Raw genomic sequence first — 18,207 nt, 5'->3', positions numbered from 1 at the left:
TCGCCGCATCGCATTCGCGGTTGGGTGTCGGTCCGTCAAATTGGTTTGTTCGTGCGTGTTGGCGACGACCGTGATGGTTCTGTCCATTTCAACGAGTGTTGCGCAGCAAGCCAGCAACCAAGCTTCTTCCGGCGATGAAGTCACCACGCTCGCGTCTCGCCAATCAAGCGTCGCGACTCGTTACGAACGACTGGAGGAATTGCTGCTTCGTTTGGCTGACATGGAAGCCACCGAGAACCCAGAACGCTCGGCTCTGCTTCGCCGGGTCGCCAAGCAGTCTCGCGAACGGTTTGTGCTGGAGAAACTTCGCGGCGCGGGGAAGATGATCGGCGACGGTCAGCTATCCAAAGCGATGACGGACCAAAAGTCAGCCACCGATGAACTGCAATCGATCTTGAAGCTGTTGATGAGCGAAGACCGAAGCTCACGTATTCGAGACGAAAAGAAACGCATCTCGGAATTGATCAAACAACTTCGCCTGACCGAACGCAATGAACGCAGCGTCCGGGCTCGCACCGAAAATGGTGTCGAGATGAGCGAAGTCGAAAAGGAACAGAAGGCGATCGCCGAACGAGCGGAAGAGCTTCGTAAAGAACTCGAAGAAGAATCGGACGATTCGGAAGGCGAATCAGCCGAAGGCGAGTCGGCCGAGAACCAATCGAAAGAATCGACTGAGAAGGCATCCGACGGCGAGTCCGACAACAAAAGCGAGATGGAACCTGGGCAACAGGAGTCCGGCGAGAAGGATCCAAGCGAACAAGAATCAGCTCAGCAAAAACCCGGCGAAGAAAGCAGCAGCGATCAGCCAAGTGAAAGCGGCAAGCAGAACGAAGGTTCCGAGAACCAATCTGAAAACGGTGGCGAACCCAAGGAAGCTTCCGAACAAGGCAAGCAATCCGAAGGTGAACAACCAAGCGACGAACAGTCGGAAGGTGAAAAGGAGTCCTCCGAATCTTCCGAAGGCGAACCCGCCAACGAAGAATCGAGTGAGAAGAACGGTGAGCAATCACCCTCCGGCGAGCAACAATCGGAAAGCGGCGAAAAGCAATCCGGACAGCAACAGTCAGGCGAGAAACAGTCCGGCCAACAGCAGTCATCTTCGCAGCAACAACCGCCCAAACCGCAATCGCCTCAGGAACAAGCCGAGGAGCAATTGCAGCGAGCGATCGAGCGAATGAAGGAAGCTCAAGACAAGCTGGCTCAGAACGAACGCCAAGAAGCAACCAAACAACAACGACAAGCCGAAGAAGAACTGCGTCGCGCGATCGATCGACTGGAAAAGATCCTTCGTCAACTTCGCGAAGAAGAGATGGAACGGGAACTGGCCAAGCTGGAAGCTCGCTTGCGGAAGATGGCGGCGATGCAATCCGCCGTGCTGGATCAAACCGTTCAACTTGCAAAAACACCGGAAGTGCAACGCAATCGCGCGACTGATTTGAAAGCCGGCGACTTGGCGTTTGAAGAGCAAAAAATCACGTTCGAAGCCGACCGTGCAATGCTGCTTCTGCGAGAAGAAGGCTCAAGTGTCGCGTTCCCCGAAGTGGTTTCGCAACTGCGGGAAGACACGGTCCGCGTGTCGACTCGATTGGGCCAAAGCAAAATTGACTTGGTCACTCAGGGCCTTCAAACCGACATCTTGGCGGGGTTGGAGGAAATGATTGCGGCGTTAGCCAAGGCACAACGTGACCTGGAAAAAAAGAAACAACAGGAACAACAGGGCGACGGTGGGGGGCAACCGTCGGGTTCTGGAGAAGAACCCCTTGTCCAAAAGTTGGCCGAGTTAAAATTGATCCGAACGATGCAAACTCGCATCCAGGGCTCCACGGATCGCTATGCTAGTTTGATGGATGGCAAGGCAACTTCTGCCGAAGATGTCTTGCCATTGCTCCGCGATTTGTCGCAAAGACAAGATAGGCTTTATCAAATCACACGCGATTTGGTGACCGAGCGGAACAAATAGGGAACCACCTCCCGCGACCTTGAATGGACCATTGCTGATGAGAATTCGTTTCGCTGCTGCGCTGCTCACACTGTCGCCGGCCTCCTTCTCGGCTTCGACCGTGTTGGCCGACATCGGGCTCACCTCCGACCGTGTCGTTGTCTCGACCGCCAACGAAGCTTTCCGTCCAGCGAATTCGTCTTCCATCCAGTCACAGTCTTCCTTCGTCCAGATCATTCCTGAATCAGAAGCCCAGCCACTCAATCCGGGAACGGATGGCAACACGGGTTTGAAGAGCGACGCCGATTGGCCGCTGCGAGATTCGGAAGAGATGGCAGAGCAGCTCCGCGCCGCACTCGACACTCTCGGTGTCGCTCCCGATTCCATGGACCAAGCGACCGAGCACTTTTTGGTCGGAGTCCAACGCGATGACATCGAACCGTTGAACGCTTGGGTCGACGCCGCTTCCGCACAATTCGATGTGCTGTCGGAGTTAATGCGTCGTCTGAATGGCGACCTGTTGTCGACTGCCCGAGCCATGGATCCCAACGGTCCCGATTACGCGATCGTGGAATCGATGCCCAACGAATTGCGAGCCGCCCTGCGGACTTGGATCGGCCGCGAATTGGTGCGTGCTCGTTACTACGACGAAGCCCTGCCAATCTTTGCTGAAGTGGATCCAATGATCTGCCCCGATCCGGCGACGCTGCTGTTCTATCGCGGTGCGTGCTACCACGCTCAGTTGAAGATCAAGGATTCATTGTCCGACCTGCGTCGACTCTTGCAACGCAAGGATCAAATTCCCGCTCGTTACGCTCGCACCGCCGAGATGATGGTCGCGGACATCAAACCGCTGAAGAAAGATTCGCTTGACGAAATCTCTCGGTTGATGAGTGACGTCACGCGTCGCCTGGACTTGGGTCGTGCTGATGAAGCGACGAAGGATCGCGAACAAGAAGTCATCGACAAGCTCACCAAGCTGATCGACAAGATCGAAGAAGAGCAGCAGAAACAGCAACAACAGCAGCAGCAACAACAAAGTGCGAGCGGCAACGGCGGCCAATCCGATGGCCAAGCGTCACCGATGGATGACAGCCGCATTGCCGGTGCGAGCGGACAAGGCGACGCGGACCGCAAAAAGATCGATGATCAAAACGGCTGGGGCAATCTGCCTCCCGCAGAACGTCAAGAATCGCTGCAACAAATCAGCCGCGATCTACCGACCCACTACCGCGAAGCGATCGAAGCCTACTTCCGAAAACTTGCCACGCAGAAGTAACCGTCGCCCACAAAGCACGTAGGCCATGTCCCACATGGCAATCGGCCCGATGCGTTCGTAGGCCATGTTCCACATGGCATCCCAACCGATGCTTTGGAACAAAGCGAGGCGTGCACCTCGCCATCAACACGCGGCCAAACAGCGAACAACTGTTCGCGCCGCCTAATCCAACCAATCGATCAAATCTTGATCTTCGGCGGTGCCGGCAATTCCTCGACCGAGCCTTCAATACTTCTGTCGGCTTCATCCGACTCGTCGGTTGGCTGCGACACATCCGCGTCATTCGCTTCATCGGGCGACGGAGCCAACGTGGGCTCGTTCGACATCGTCGACGTTGCTTGCAACGGGGCCGCGACGGGTGCGTCAGCTGACTCGGACAAAATCGATTGCGACTGCGAAAGAACCACCAAAGCGTCTCTCGTTTCGGCGAACCCATCCAGCCTCGTGATGTTGCCGAGTTGTCCATTCGACGTGACACCTTGATACGCCCGAGCGGCGGACTCGATTTTCGCGGCAGCTTCGCTGGTCATCGAACCATCCGAGGTGACCTGAGAGTTGTCGGTGACTTGTCGCAACGCGTCGATCTGCAGGTAGTCCCACCAGATGTCACCGTCCTCGATCGTGTTCAGCGATGCGGCGAGACGCTCGACGCCTTCGGTCAACTGCGTCGCCACATCAAATGCTGGCCCGGGAGTGGGCGGGTAAGCGGCGACCACCGGATCCGATGGGTAGGAAGCCTCGGCCGGATAAGCACTTTCAACCGGATAAGGCGGAGGCCCCGGAATGCTGAGTCGGAACCCCGGTGTGTTGATTTCAAACCCACCAATTGATGGGGCCGCCAAAACAGGCGGAGCGACAACGATCGCGGGTGCCGGGGGGAACGGCGGAACCGCAATGGCCGGCCCGATTGGGGCGACGCCTCGATAGCGATACAGTGGATCGCGATAGGAACCAGGGCGGACGGTTGGCGGCCCGACTGGAACGACCGCCACAGGGCCCGGCAAAAACGGGGGCGGAACGAGATAGCCAGGCGTCCGGTACGCAGGTCCATAGAATCCGAAACCCGCTCCCGGTCCCCCACGGTAGCGGGCGACGGGTCGTTGGGCGTCTGCTGTCGGCGCAAAGACGCCAAAGATTAAGGCCGAAGCGATCAAAAAACGCCGCATGACACTGCTCTGTTCTCGTTGGAAGGAAAGATCCGTTTGTCTTCATTTTAGTCCACAATTCCGAAGACTTGACGAGCAATTCCTGCCACTCCGTGAACCTCAGGGTGCGTTCTCGGGTATAATCACGTTCTGTCACGACGCATTTTGCCCGATCCCCATCTTTTGACTCGCTGGTTGATTGTTGAAAACGAGCCTGTCATTTCGGCGAGCTGTCGTGGTTCCCGCCTAGTTTTCCAACCTCACGCGGACGTTCTGATTCCCTCGGGACCCGTTCAACACGTATTGCTACAGGAAGTCTCTGATGCCACAGCCGAAGCCACCCGTTTCCAAAGAAGCCAGCCGCACACTCGATGCGAGCCGCCGTTCGTTCCTCAAGGATTCTGGATTGATCGCTGGCACGACCTTGGCCGGCAGCACTCTCGCTGGCGTGTCCATTCCAAACGCACATGCGGCTGGTGACGACGTCATTCGCTTCGTCGTGATCGGTTGTGGTGGTCGCGGCACCGGAGCCGCCGCTAACATCATGTCCACCAAGGGCAACGTGAAATTGGTCGCCGTGGCCGATGCATTCGGCAACAAAGCAGAAGGCACGATCAAAGGCTTGACTCGTAAGTTCGGCGACAAAGTTGCCGTTCCACCCGAGAACGTCTTCACCGGCTTGGACGGTTACAAAGCTGCCATCGACGTTGATTGTGACTTGGTTGTGATCGCGACTCCTCCTGGATTTAAACCGCAACAATTCGAGTACGCGGTGAACAAGGGACGTCACATCTTCATGGAGAAACCCGTCGCGACGGATGCTCCCGGCGTCAAACGAGTTCTGAAGGCTGTCGAAGAGTCGAAGAAGAAGGACCTGATGGTCGGCATCGGACTTCAGCGTCGTCACGAGCCACACTACATGCAGTGCATCGAACGCATTCATGACGGTGCGATCGGCGACGTTCTGTCGCAACAGGTTTACTGGAACGGTGGCGGCATCTGGTATCGCAACAAGGGCGAAGACCAGAGCGAAATGGCTTTCCAGTGCAACAACTGGTACCACTTCAATTGGATCTGTGGCGACCAAATCTGTGAGCAACACATCCACAACTTGGACGTCGGTTGCTGGGTCAAAGGCGAATATCCCGTCGAGTGCAACGGCATGGGCGGTCGCGAGCAACGTATGGGCGGAGACGCGACCAAGTCGCAAATCTTCGACCACACGTTCTGCGAGTACACATTCTCCGACGGTTCGAAGATGCACAGCCAAGGCCGTCACCTGGCAGGCGGTTGGAACCACGTTGGTGAATTCGCAATCGGCTCGAAGGGTTCCGCCAACCCATCGGGTAAAATCATGGGCGAAAACGAATGGTCGTTCGAGGGCAAACGCCTGAACGGTCACCAACAAGAGCAACACGATTTGATCGAAGCTCTGATGCGTGGCGAGATCTACAACGAAGGCGAGTACGGAGCGAAATCAACGTTCTGTGCCATCCTCGGTCGCGAAGCTTGCTACTCCGGCAAGATCGTCAAATGGGACGACCTGATGGAAAAGGGCAAGGACCTCTGCCCAGGAATCGACGAGTACACCCTCGAGTCGACTCCACCAACTCTGCCAGGTGAAGACGGCGAGTACCCAACGCCAACACCAGGCAAGTACTCACCGTTCGCGTGAGCATGAGCCACTCTTTGGCAGCCTGACGCAGGGCTCGCCAACGGAAGCATTTCAGCAGCCCGAGAGTTTTCTCTCGGGCTGTTTTTTTGCCGGGTGCGTTCCTCTCCGACTGACGACCTTGGCGCCCCGGAGGGGACGTCGCTCCTAGCTCGAGCCGGAAGGCCCCTAGACATTGCTTACATTGGCGGGTTTCGCATGACGCACCTCTCCCGAAACGAAGTTTGGGGAGAGGTCAAGCGACGCCGTTCAGGCGTACGCGATGGTGAGGGCCGGGCATGAGATCGCAGCACGGGTTGTCTCTCCCGGAAATCTCACTGAACGCTCGCATTCCGACCCTCCCGCTGCGAGGTCGTGCAGTTTTTAACTGCTGTGTTGCCAAGCGTTTATCATCACCCTCCCCCTGGGAGGGTCGAGCGAAGCGAGGGGAGGGTCGAGCATCGGAACCAGCGCGTAACCCTCCCCGGCCCGAAGCGGGCCGACTGAGGTGGCCTGGGTTTTGGGGGCCACGCGAGTCCTTAAACTGAAAAGAACTCAAGGAACCTCAGATGCCCAGAAAGACCAAGCCTTCAGCGAATCCTGAACGACGTACTTACACCGACGAATTCAAACGTGATGCAGTTGCCATGTTGCTCGATGGTCACTCAGCAAAATCGATTGTTGAGCGTCTGGGGATCTCCGGAACGAACCTTCTTTACCGGTGGAAGAATCAACAGGTCGAGTCGGCCGGGCCGGTTGGCGAGGTGCTCGATAGCCGCGTCGTCGAACTCGAGGCAGAGCTGCGACGGGTCGAGCGTGAACGCGATGTTTTAAAAAAAGCTTTGATCATTTTCGGCCGAAACGAGTGAGCCAGCTCTACTCCGCCGCGCTGAGCATCATTCGCGATGGCACTGCATCGCAGCGAGAAGTCGGCGAGATCCTCGGTTTCTCGCGATCCGCGTTTCAGCGATTTCAAAGCGAACCTCCAAGCCAAAGAGAACAGAGCGACATGGATGTCCTGCCGATGGTGATCACCACGTTTCATCGACACCGCAGACGCTACGGTGCCCGACGGATCGCTGCAGACCTGAAACTACAAGGAGTTGCAATCGGACGTGAAAGGGTCGCCAAACTACTGCGAATTGCGGGGCTATCGGCGTTGCAGCCAAAATCGTTCAAGCCGCGAACGACCGAAAGTCGACACACCCTGGGCTACAATGAGAACTTGTTGCTTGAGCGGCCTGAGCCAACGAGCGTCAATCGTTTGTGGGTAGGCGACATCACCTACATTCCGATCGTGCGAACTGGATTCGCTTACATGGCGACCCTCATGGATCGCTTTTCCAGACGGATCATCGGCTGGTCTTTGGAAATGGATATGACCGATAGCCTCGTGATCAAGACGCTCCAAAAGGCGATTCGAAGTCGACAGCCTTCAAGAGATCTCATCCACCACACCGATCGCGGCGGTCAGTACGCAAGCAAGAAATACCGAGCGATCATCCAACGCAGTTCGATGCGTCAAAGCATGAGCCGAGCTGGTGACTGCTACGACAACGCGTTTATGGAATCTTGCTTTGGAACGATCAAGACGGAGTTGCAAATGACCGAGTATGAAAGCTATCGCGAGGCGTTGAGTGAACTCACAGAGTTCATTGCCTACTACAACACATCGCGACTTCATTCATCGCTCGGCTATCTTTCGCCGACCAGATTCGAATCAACCGTCCCCTGCTAAAATAAGAGGACGCGTGGCCCCCAAAACCCAGGCCACCTCAGACCCTCCCAAAGGGAGGGTGAAATAAAACTGCACGACCTCTCCGTTCAGGAGGGTGATTTCAACCTTCCGAGCACGGCACTTCAAAACTGCACGACCTCTTCAACAGGCGAGGTTCGCAACTTGTTGCGAGGGCGAACGGATTAAGAGAGCGTTTGGATGCATTCGATTTGTGAAATGCGTTCCAAAAGCAAACTTGGCACCGGAACAGCTGGGGACAACTGTTCTACTCGTCGTCATTCAAGTGATCGACAAACGACGTGATCTCATCTTCGGTCATCTTCAGCTTTGTTTCCATCAACATGTGCTTCAAATGCTTCTGACCGCTATCGCTGGATGGGAAGCCAATATTGCTGCCGTCGTTTTCTCGGTTGGAAGTTACTAATCGTTTGCCGTCCGAATCAACGATTGCGTACCATGGAATGCCGCCCTCTGCCCCATCGCGAAGTTCTTGCATCAATTCACGAGCACCGGTGTAGCGGTGATCCATCTTCACCCACAGGTAGTCCGCTTCCCAATCGCGGTGTTCGCTGAGGAAGTCGGACAACATGTGGCACGGCCCGCACCAAGTCGCCGTTTCTTGAACGATGACACGTTTGTTCTCTTTCTTGGCTTGAGCCAATGTCGTCTTCAGTAGCTCTCGAGCGTCAATCGGATCCGGACGGAACGAGTCAAGCCAATCGATCACGTGTGACTTCGAAAGCTGCTCTTCGACGATGAAGTCTTTCCCAGACACATGTTCGATGAGCTCGCCGTCCGCGTTGACCAGCACCAATGAAAACTCAATGGATTGATCCAGGTTCTTGACCCCAAGTTCGTCCAACAACTCGCGTGCTTGTTCCTTTTTTTCATCGCTCTCGGTTGATATCGCCATGACCAGGTAGTCATCCCGAACCTTGCGATAGTCGCTGTCCTCGTATCGCCACTGCATGAAGTCGTGCAGGCGAGGTTCGTTGATCGTACCCACCGCGATCAACAACATTTGTTTGGAACTCTGAACTCGCGGGACCGCGCGGCTGAAACGTTCCATTGCCGTCCCTTCGACCGCCATCGCTCGCTCGATGCGATCATCGAGTGTTGGCGCAACATACGGTTTGTATGGAGCGGGCATTTTCAAAGTGCCAAGATCTCTGTTTTCACCGGCTTCCACTTCGAGTTCGCCGAGCGAACCTCTAGACCGGCCATCCTTCCCCGTCATCGTCAAATTGTATTCTTGGTCAGGAACCAAGTTTTCAATGACGAACCGACCCTCCGCGTCGGTTAAGACGGTGCCGCCAAAACTTGGCTTGAAAGTTTTAAAGTTCCGGTTTTGCACTGGGACAGCGTATTGAAAAACTTCCGTCGCAGCGGGCGCGTCGGATTCGTGTTGGTGAAGCACTCCATGAGCTGCCCCAACTGGTTGCAATTCAATGTCGACCGCGTCAGAGGTGTTTTCAACTATGAGGATCGATGCGAGAGTTCCATCCTCGTTTTTCGTGTGGATGTAGAACGAGCTGTCCTCGGTCTCGACGCTGAATCTCCCATCGGGACCGGTGCGAGCCTGCCAGCCTCGAATTCGAAATTCAGTGGGCACGCCCTCCAAATGAGCATTCGCGATAGGAAGGCCATTAGACTTGTTTCGTACGGTTCCGGTCAATTCAACTTTGCGAATGACTTCCGTAGTGGCGTCGACCGTCAAAGACTCCTCACCCGCAACCGTAAATTCGACGTGAGTGCGTGGAGGAGAGGGGGAAATTCGATAGTCACCGTTTCCAAGTTTCAACTCATAGCGACCTTGATCGTCGGTTTGCGTGACGAAATAGTACATCGGTTGAACATGTCGATTTAAGTTTTCGGGGTTCACGATTGTGACGTTCTTGAGTTCGTTCAGCGGTGTTCCATCGAGATTGACCACCAATCGATTTCTGGGGGCTGGATCGCCAGTTTTCACATCAGTGACGGTTCCTGAGACAACGGTCGGTTCACGCAACTGAAGTTCGATGCCTTCGACGGGGGATCCATTGTTGACCGCGAACGTGGGCACGCCATCGGTCACCCATGTCTCATCTTCAACCGTCAGCAAGTAGATCTGCTCGCCGGGAACCGACATTTCAAAGGTTCCATCTTCGGCGGAGATGTCTTGACCACTTCCACCATCGGGCGCGTGCCCGCTTCCTCGAGCGATCACTCGAATACCTGAGGCCGGCTTTCCCTCAGCATCGATGACTGTTCCACGAATCGGAACGGTTTTGTTCATGACCACCAAAAGCTCTTGGTGATTGGAGTTTGGCAAATACATCGCACGTCGTTGTGCGTATCCATCGAGCGAAACCGTTAACGGTACAGGAGACGTCTGCCAGCGAGGCATCCAATCGAAGGCTACCAAGCCGTTCGCATTCGTTTGCTGGACGAACGAATCGGTGCCGCTAAGACTGATTCGGTCGACGCCAGGTTCCTTCCCTAACACCCATGGGTACACATCGGCGCCGGGCAATGGCTCTCCGCTGCCAGTGACCACCTTCAACGTCGCGGGACGAGTTCCGTCAAGCCGAAGCGTCTCACCATCCTCAGGAAATTCAGGTGCCTTCGCGTTATTGTCGCTTCGAAGTTCATAGGGCAGAGAATAGGTTCTGAAATCTGCTCCAAGCTTGTCCTTCCGAGCGATGACGGACTGAATGGTCGACGATGGTGGGTACAGGACCGCGTACTCTCCTGGCATTTCGGTTGGCATTCCATCCAAACCATAATTGTTTGCCAACATGATCAGCACCTTCGCATCCTCGACGGGTTTGTCGTCCCCGTCGATGACTCGTGCAATTGCACGAGCGGCCTTTTCAAGCTTGAGCTTCACCGGATATGGACGTTCCTTGATTGGCTCGGGTCCAACCATGTGAAACGTCAATTGGGATCCATCCGGATGGCTCGTCCGGAAAAGAGTTTGACGGAATACCGGCTCACCGATCCTGACGCGGAACCGGAACTTGCCTTCCGAATCGGTCTCCGTTTGCGCGGTTTGCCGGGGGTTGATACCGTCGTAGTAGCGGACTTCGACAGGAGCGTTTGAAACCGCGAGCCCCTCCGCATCAACGACCGATCCGACAAATTCGGTGGGTTGGTCGAAGTCGGGCTCGGGAATTTCTTCGCAGCGCCCAACGCTCGGCAAGATGAAAAGAAGGAACAAGAACTGAACGGGCTTCAGAAACGAGATTGGATCCCAACGCATCACAACTTCCTTTTGCAACGACAAGCATTAGAGAGAGTGGCTTCAAATTCACCCGCTTGATTGTAGGGGCAGCGAACTAGTCCTGCAGCCGGTCTATTCATTCTCCCTGTACATCTTCAGCCACTAAAAAACGCCAGCGAAGCTGAGCCTCGCTGGCGTTGGTGGCGATCGATTGTCGTGAGTCCTACGACATCAGACGCAACTGACCTTGGTCGAGCGACAATGATTCGAGCAAGCCTTCCAGCTCTTCTCGATCGTCTTCCGCATCCAAGTCGACTTGGCCGATCGTGGCGTAATCAAGCGAGGCTTCGGGAGACACGTTCAACAACTTGCGAGCTTCGCGTTCGACTTGTCCAAGCACCGCATCGAGCACATCCACACTCGAATCGACGATTGGCTCACTGGCTGGGGCCGCGTCGTTGGAGTCGTCAATGTCGCTCAAAGCATTGATCACTCGCAGGGCGTCGACCGCCGTCGTCGTGCCATCTTCGTTCACGTCCAGAAACGCTCGAGACATCTGCGCGTTCGGTTGATTCAACGCATTGATCACCAGCAGAGCATCCAGGGCACTCGTTTGGCCATCGTTGTTGACGTCTGTCTGCGCGCGTTGATTGCTGAAGGGCCCAAAGCTCCCCAATCGTTCCTGACCCGCGGCCGACGCAAATGCGATCGCGACGGGTGGACCGGCCAAATCAGGTGTCGGGTAAACGTTGCTGAATAGAAGCTGATCACCTTCGGCCGAAGTCAAACCCAGGTTGGCATCGAACAAATCCAAGTCTTCGAAGTCAACCAAGCCAGAACCATCGAGATCGGCCCAAGCGGCCATGTCGTCGGGGCTGGTGACCACCGAACCAAACACACCGGCGAAGACGGAGAAGTCAGCGAAATCGATTTGATCGCTGTCGTCCGCGTCGTAAGGAACCGCCCACATTCCAGTTTCGGGACTTTGCCCCACGCCGACACTGCCAACGATGCTGCCAGTCGTCACGGTCGCGTTGTCGATCGTCAAAGCCAAATCGTACGGTCCGATGTCGTTGGTGGCCTCATCAACCGGTGCATCATCGTTGACTCCGGGTGCGAATCGAACTCGACCAAGCAGAATCGGCCCACCCGCCGCGATCGGCGATGCGGCGTTCAACGAAATGCCGCTCACGGATCCACTTGCATCGTCCACATTCGCTGCACCAACCAAAGTGAAGCCCGCCGCCGGTTCGAAGCTGAACGCACTTGTCAACGACGTTTCGTAGAACAGATCAAACGCCACCGCATCGACCGAAGGTGCACCGGCTTCGGGCGTCAAATAAATCTCCGTCGAGAAGGCTTCCCATTCGTGAACATATCCGACTGAATCCGGAAGCTCGTCCAATCGCCCATCCGAATTCAACAGATTGTCATCTCGGACGACAACCATGTCCAACATCGCGGTTTCGACATGCTGAATTGTTTCGACATCAGTCATGTCGACGGAACCGGGCAACAAGTTGCCTCCGCCAAACCGTGCGAACGGCAACCCGCCAGGTGCTAAGGTGTAGGTCGCTGTTCCGCCGGCAGTTGCGACGACTTCGAAGTACCCCAGACGCACCCAATTCGGCGCCAGCCCTTGACCAGTTTGAAGCGTTCCGCCGCCCAGGTCATCGATCAAACCCGCCGCGTCGTCAATCGAACCAGACGCCAGCAAGTCATAGTCGTCATTCGAGACGTCCACCGCATCCACGACGTCCGTGTTGTAACGAACATCGATCTGTCCGCCGGCCAACCCTGAGAACTCATTGTCAAAATCTTGCACCCAGGCTTCGACGTAATAGGTGCCGCCGATGGGGCTGGTCGAGATCGCTTCAGGCAGCTCAGTCGAACCCGGTGCGGTTGGAATGGCAACCGCTCGCAGTTCAACATCCAACACCGATTGTCCGAGTTGGAAAATGGTCACCGTGCCACTGACTTCATTGGCCGAAATCAACAATGGCTGACCATTGGGACTGTCCGACGCCGAGACAAACTTTAAATCCTCGACGCCCAAATCACCCGCGTCTTCTGGGAAAGCCCCCTCGACATCGCGGTTGTTGATGTACTGAACGAAGGTCGCTTCCGCGGGCGACGAGATGTCATAGACAAAGACGCCTCCGGTCCGTTCCAAACCGATGAACGCGTACATTCGATCACCGATCACACCGGTGGTGATGGCTTCGGGTTCAGGTCCTTTCGCATCACTGCGGGAATCAAACTCATTCTCATCGTTGGCACTGTTGAACAATTCCGGAACCAATTGAGCCGTGATTTGTTCGAATTGGTCGCCCGAATCAAACACGACATTTCCGGCGGCGTCAAAGATCGTGAACGAACGACTGCCAAACGCGAACAGTTCGTCAAAGTCACCATCGCCATCGGTGTCGCCATCGATGTTTGAGATCGTCAAACGACCAAGTGCATCGTCTTCCTGCAATTCAGCCGCGTTGGGGAAGGCGGTCGGATCTAGGACGATGTCTTTGATTCGGTCTTCGTCAAAGTCGCGTGAATCGCCTTCGTTGGCGGTGGCATAGTAAGTTTGCCCTCCGACGTCAAAGGACGTGATTGCATCGGGCATGTACAAACCAAACACCGGATGCGGTGCAATGGCGATCGCATCGTCACGGTCACTCGGGTCGATGCCATTGCCCGGCAACGAGTGATCTTTCACGCCGAGTGGTTGAATGTCGATGATCGCGGGAACGGTGAGGTCAACCACCGCGACCGAGTTGGCTTCTTGAAGCGTGACGAAAGCACGAGTTCCGTCTGCCGAAACGCTGGCGTATTCCGGTTCCAAATCACGCGAAGCGGATCGACCGGGGAAGATGCGAACGCCCGAGGCTCGCAGTGCGTCTTCTTGTCCATCAAAAGCGGTGAAGTCGAGCGTCGTGACATCGAAGGAAGTGATGAAACCATCTCGACGCAATCGTGCCAGGTCGATCACGCTGATCGTCCCCATCGGATCGATCATTGGATTGGGGTCTTCCAAGTCATCCGGTTCACCTTCGCCAGCCACGACGACTTTCATTCCGTCTGGCGAGAAGGTCAAAGAATCCGGCAGGGCGCCAACGGTCACGCTGCCCAGCAAGCTACCGTCGATGCTGAAGAACAACACGCCACCGGGGTTCGTGTGATCCTGCGCGGCCACAGCCACCGCCACGATGCCGCCCGAAACCGCGACGCTGTTCACACCGCCGGTGCCGCTTGGGAACGTGATGGGCAAAAGAGCGGTTGGGTTGCTCGGATCATTGATGTCCAGCACGCCAATTTCATTCGCATCGGCGTTGGTGAAGAACACGCGTTGTGATTCAGGGTCGTGAGCGACGATCTCAGCGGCTGACTCGTCGAAGACTCCCGTTTTGAATGTGCCCGCCACTGAAATCTTGAAGCTCTCAATGCTCGACGGAGTCAGGATGGTGTCATGCGTCAAAGCCAAGTTCTGAATGCGTTGGTCCTGCAGCGGTGATGTTTCACTGTCGCGGAAAGCCGTCGTCCCGGCATCCGGATTGTGGTTTGAAAGCAAGAACTCGGCCAAGGCATCTTGTTCACGTCCGGTGGTGAAAACGGTTGAGGCACCGTCGGCCAAACCAGCCCCGTCGAGGTGAACCATGTCGGTTCCGTACGCCGGGAACGGATAGCCGTCGCCACCGATGGGCGAACCACCAGAGAACACACCGGCGAGAAAATCGAGAGTGACGAGCCGGAGCGCTCGGTTCGGGTCGCCAATCAATTGGCCGTCTTGAACCAAAACGTCGATTGTTTCACCGGAGTCATCAACTAACGCGAGGCTGCGAATACGTTCGCCTTCCTGAATGACGTTGGCACTGGCGTCGAGCACAAGCTCTGGTCGGCTCGGATCAAAGCTGAACCGGGCCCCACCAATTTGTGGAAACTGCCCCGGTGTCGCATTGCCAGCCGCATCGGTCGCTGCCACGCCGTGCTCGATCAAGCGTTTCAAGTCAGCGGCCGTGACCGTCATCACAGTCAAACCGTTATCGAATCGCAACGCGTTTTCGATGTCCAGCTGAGAGATCTCCCCCGCGTCTTTGCCGGCTTCCGCGTTGGCTGCCGTGGGCAAGGTTTCTCCCGTCAAACCATCGATCGAACCAATCGCGGCTCGGATTCCGCCACCGTTTTTGATCGACACCGCTACGGTGCTGTCCAATTGACGAGCCGCGACCAAGTTGGCATCTGCGGTCAAGTTACCCAGGTTGGTTTCTTCCGTTCGAACCTCGGCACGACGTCCTTCCAAGAACACATCCGTCGCACCAAAGATCTCACCATCCTTTGCTGTGACGACACCACGAACGGCTTGGACCAACTTGTTGACTTCGGTCGCTTTGAAGCTGCCCGCGATTGCGTCTGCGATGTCCGTTTCGCCGGTAACCGCCAAGGTGCCCGCTACGTCGGTTGCGAACACACCGCTGACGGTTGAGTCCAGCATGTCCGGTAAAAGCACGCCATCGACATCGAAGTCAACAACCAAACGACCGACGTAACTGTACTCGCCATCGGTGCTGACGATCATGGTCGGGTGGCCATCGGCGTTGGTAGTTTGCAGCGGATAAGTCCCTTCCGCGACATCACCCGCACGCAGCGTATCCTGTGGATCAGCCAACAGAGTGTCCGACCCGCCTGCGACGATCACGTCGACACCGTTGAGCAACCCGGCCAACTCTTCTTCCAGCGAAATCTGTTGCAGGTGGCTGACCAAGATGACTTTGTTGACGTCATCGCCATTGCCCGCGATGTCATCGTCGCCATCAACAATATTCGCGATGATCGGATTCAAAACATCTGCCAACGCTTGCATGTCATTGGTGCCACCGGCGTTGGAAACCGTTCCGCCGGGAGACGAAATTTGACTGAGCAACTGCGTTGTTGCCCCGACGATCGCAATTGATTCGCCATCCACTTCCGCGATGGTTGCGGGAGCGATTTTGGGTTGAGCCGCTGTGGCTGCCAAATCGCCGAGATCCGCTTGGTAGTCTGTGGTTGCCAAAACATCGGCGGTAAACAGTCCCGCCAAATTTGGATCACCGGAGAAATCCAGGTTCGCACTGAGGTAAGGGAACTGGGCACCAAGCCAACGCACGTCACCAAGTCCCGCGCCGCGAATGTCGGTACCGATCAGTCCGCCGAGAGTGTCAGTACCGAAATCAAATTCATGGTTCCCGAGAGCCGAGGCATCAAACTCGAGCAAATTCATGATCGACAGATCAACTCGACCACCATCTTCGCGGATGTTGGTCAGTCCGGCTTCACCGAAAGTGTTCTGAGCCGCCTCTTGCAACGGAGCACGCAGACTGCCGTCACCTGACGCACTGAAGAAGGGGCCTCCGATGAAATTATCACCGGCAGAAACCAACAGCGACCCACGCCCTTCGGTTTGAGCTTCTGCTTCCAACGAGTCGACGATCGCCGCGAAGTGGGGTGCATCCGAAATCGCATCGACGCCGCCTTCCAAATCACTGGCGTGGAGCAGTTGCAACGAGAAATCAGAAGCCAACATTTGGCGGGATTCGAGTGCTTGCAATCCCGCACGCAGGTGCTGACGGCGTTGGTTCGAACGACGGGAAAGAAATCGTTTTGCCACGAGAGTGATCCAAATTCGATGGTAAGAACGGGGGACGATGTAAGTCCCGCGGATTCTGACGATCGAAAATGAAGTTGCTGCAAACGTTCCTCACAGAGTTCCATGCAAATCCAGTGAAGATTCGCAGAAGGTGACCTGCTCCCCTTTTCTGTACCAACCGCAGTGAGAAAATCAGGGCCTCTGATCCAGGCGGAAGAAATCAGCGACAGGGCAGAAGGCAAACCGGTTCACATCAACGCAACGAATCTGGCCGAAGTGATTCCGCCGGCGGGCGCCGCGACCGTTCGCGAAGCGATGCAAAACAATCTGCAAGCGATTCTAGAACGCAAAAAAAGGCGCACGGTCGCGAAATTCCGCCGCACTTGAACGATCCAAACTTTGGATATGCGATCTCGCACGAGGATCTTGCTGCGATTGTGAGTGAACGCTTCTTCGAGGTCTACAACGGACACCCCGGAGTCAACCATCTCGGCGATGACGATTATCCCGGTGTCGAGCGGATTTGGGATCTCGTCAACGCGATCCGGCAAACCGAATTGAACGTTCCTCCGATGATGGGAATGGCTTCCGATGACAGCCACGAGTACCACTGCAAACCGGGATCGCGACCGGGCCGTGGCTGGGTGGTGGTTCTCAGCCAATACCTGACACCGGAGCACTTGATCCGAGCGATGAAAAAGGGCGACTTCTACGCGTCAAGCGGCGTCATGCTCGACGACGTCACCTTGGAGGAATCGACTCGAACGCCATCGATCAAGATCAACGATGAAGACGGCGCAAAATATCGAACAAATTTCATCGCCACGCTTCTCCACGAGGAGTCAAACGCCGAGGATCTCTCAAGAATCGGCAAGGTCGTCGGTTCTGTCGAAGGTCCGCAAGCTTCATACACGATGACTGAAAATGAGCTTTACGTCCGAGCGGTTATCACGAGCACCAGCGACCACCACGCCCCCTCCTTCGACAACCAAAAACAACAGCCTGGACACAGCCGGTTGGGGTCAGGGACTAACTAACGTTGTCTACATGTTTGTTTAGAGCTAGCCTACGACGCAAAGCAAAAGCGCCTAACGAGGCACTGATAAATGCTATTGACGAGGGCTCAGGAACAGCCGTTATTTCGATCGTGCCACCAAAAAACTGAACCTCGTTGGTAACGTCAACGTTACCATTATCGAAGAACGCATTTCCTAAGCCGCCGACTCCCGGAAGCAGTTGCGCTCCCGGACTTTCCATTTCTGCTCCAAGTTGAAACTCAGCAACTACGAATTGGTTCGGAGCCGCAAGCCCTAAGCCCGGTAGCGTGGCACCGTCGATCAAATCGATCAGTGCGGATCCGGCATCGTCTTCAGAACTTATCAGGAGCGACGGATTATCAATCGTATACGCTGGTGGCGCATCGTCCGAACCGGACACAAAATCAAGCGCGACATCGTCGTAACTCACAGAAAAATTGTAGTTACTCAAAGACGATGTATCGGTAAGTTCAATAATTGCTTGAACCGAGCGATTCTCGCCGACGTTGATTGAGACGGAGTCTTGAATTCCTACCGTGGTCAAGTCTAAGTCAAGACGTACCACGATAGCCGCACTCGCTGTCGGAGTCATAAGACAA

General features: G+C 55.6%; 11 protein-coding genes. 7 read left to right on the top strand and 4 right to left on the bottom strand.

Annotated features, from left to right (window positions below):
* Positions 1–73: 73 nt before the first annotated feature.
* Positions 74–1,960, top strand: coding sequence for a hypothetical protein (locus tag CEE69_RS04210; RefSeq protein ID WP_390179961.1), 1,887 nt, complete (start codon positions 74–76; stop codon positions 1,958–1,960).
* 19 nt (positions 1,961–1,979) lie between these two features.
* Positions 1,980–3,218, top strand: a complete 1,239-nt coding sequence (locus CEE69_RS04205; protein WP_099259468.1) for a hypothetical protein — start codon at positions 1,980–1,982, stop codon at positions 3,216–3,218.
* Positions 3,219–3,397: 179 nt separating this feature from the next.
* Here CEE69_RS04205 and CEE69_RS04195 read toward each other — a convergent pair whose 3' ends face one another.
* Positions 3,398–4,384 carry a hypothetical protein gene (locus CEE69_RS04195; RefSeq protein ID WP_233214643.1) on the bottom strand — a complete coding sequence of 329 codons (987 nt, stop codon included), beginning with the start codon at positions 4,382–4,384 and terminating at the stop codon, positions 3,398–3,400.
* 301 nt (positions 4,385–4,685) lie between these two features.
* On the opposite strand from CEE69_RS04195, the gene CEE69_RS04190 reads away from it, so the two are divergent.
* From CEE69_RS04190 to CEE69_RS04175, 3 genes are all read left to right on the top strand, one after another.
* Entirely contained in the window at positions 4,686–6,038 is a 1,353-nt protein-coding gene (locus tag CEE69_RS04190) for a Gfo/Idh/MocA family protein (protein ID WP_099259466.1), read from the top strand.
* A gap of 545 nt (positions 6,039–6,583) precedes the next feature.
* The gene (locus CEE69_RS04180; protein ID WP_008655570.1) at positions 6,584–6,883 is read left to right on the top strand and encodes a transposase; all 300 of its coding nucleotides are present in this window, start codon (positions 6,584–6,586) and stop codon (positions 6,881–6,883) included.
* Positions 6,880–7,752, top strand: a complete 873-nt coding sequence (locus CEE69_RS04175; RefSeq protein ID WP_099259464.1) for an IS3 family transposase — start codon at positions 6,880–6,882, stop codon at positions 7,750–7,752. Before CEE69_RS04180 ends, CEE69_RS04175 begins: the two co-directional genes overlap by 4 nt.
* Before the next feature lie 265 nt (positions 7,753–8,017).
* On the opposite strand, the gene CEE69_RS04170 is transcribed toward CEE69_RS04175, so the two are convergent.
* Complete coding sequence (locus CEE69_RS04170) at positions 8,018–10,993, bottom strand: thioredoxin (RefSeq protein WP_233214641.1); 2,976 nt, start codon at positions 10,991–10,993, stop codon at positions 8,018–8,020.
* 184 nt (positions 10,994–11,177) lie between these two features.
* Positions 11,178–16,592: a choice-of-anchor I family protein gene (locus CEE69_RS04165; protein ID WP_099259462.1), complete on the bottom strand. Its 5,415-nt coding sequence runs from the start codon at positions 16,590–16,592 to the stop codon at positions 11,178–11,180.
* Positions 16,593–16,754: 162 nt separating this feature from the next.
* Between CEE69_RS04165 and CEE69_RS04160 the strand changes: the two genes are divergently transcribed.
* Both CEE69_RS04160 and CEE69_RS04155 read left to right on the top strand, forming a co-directional pair.
* The gene (locus CEE69_RS04160; protein WP_099259461.1) at positions 16,755–16,958 is read left to right on the top strand and encodes a hypothetical protein; all 204 of its coding nucleotides are present in this window, start codon (positions 16,755–16,757) and stop codon (positions 16,956–16,958) included.
* Positions 16,955–17,608 (top strand): hypothetical protein, encoded by a 654-nt coding sequence (locus CEE69_RS04155; protein WP_099259460.1) that lies wholly within the window; start codon positions 16,955–16,957, stop codon positions 17,606–17,608. Before CEE69_RS04160 ends, CEE69_RS04155 begins: the two co-directional genes overlap by 4 nt.
* Here the strand turns inward: CEE69_RS04155 and CEE69_RS04150 are convergent.
* Positions 17,601–18,152, bottom strand: a complete 552-nt coding sequence (locus tag CEE69_RS04150) for a PEP-CTERM sorting domain-containing protein (protein ID WP_158230953.1) — start codon at positions 18,150–18,152, stop codon at positions 17,601–17,603. The genes CEE69_RS04155 and CEE69_RS04150 overlap by 8 nt on opposite strands.
* Positions 18,153–18,207: the final 55 nt, after the last annotated feature.

This window comes from Rhodopirellula bahusiensis (assembly GCF_002727185.1).
Taxonomy (GTDB): domain Bacteria; phylum Planctomycetota; class Planctomycetia; order Pirellulales; family Pirellulaceae; genus Rhodopirellula; species Rhodopirellula bahusiensis.
This window is presented reverse-complemented; position numbering and strand designations above follow the sequence as displayed.

Coding starts and splice junctions, on each gene's coding strand:
- CEE69_RS04190 (WP_099259466.1), top strand. CDS start 4,686: ATGCCACAGCCGAAGCCACCCGTTTCCAAAGAAGCCAGCCGCACACTC.
- CEE69_RS04210 (WP_390179961.1), top strand. CDS start 74: ATGGTTCTGTCCATTTCAACGAGTGTTGCGCAGCAAGCCAGCAACCAA.
- CEE69_RS04195 (WP_233214643.1), bottom strand. CDS start 4,384: ATGCGGCGTTTTTTGATCGCTTCGGCCTTAATCTTTGGCGTCTTTGCG.
- CEE69_RS04170 (WP_233214641.1), bottom strand. CDS start 10,993: ATGCGTTGGGATCCAATCTCGTTTCTGAAGCCCGTTCAGTTCTTGTTC.
- CEE69_RS04180 (WP_008655570.1), top strand. CDS start 6,584: ATGCCCAGAAAGACCAAGCCTTCAGCGAATCCTGAACGACGTACTTAC.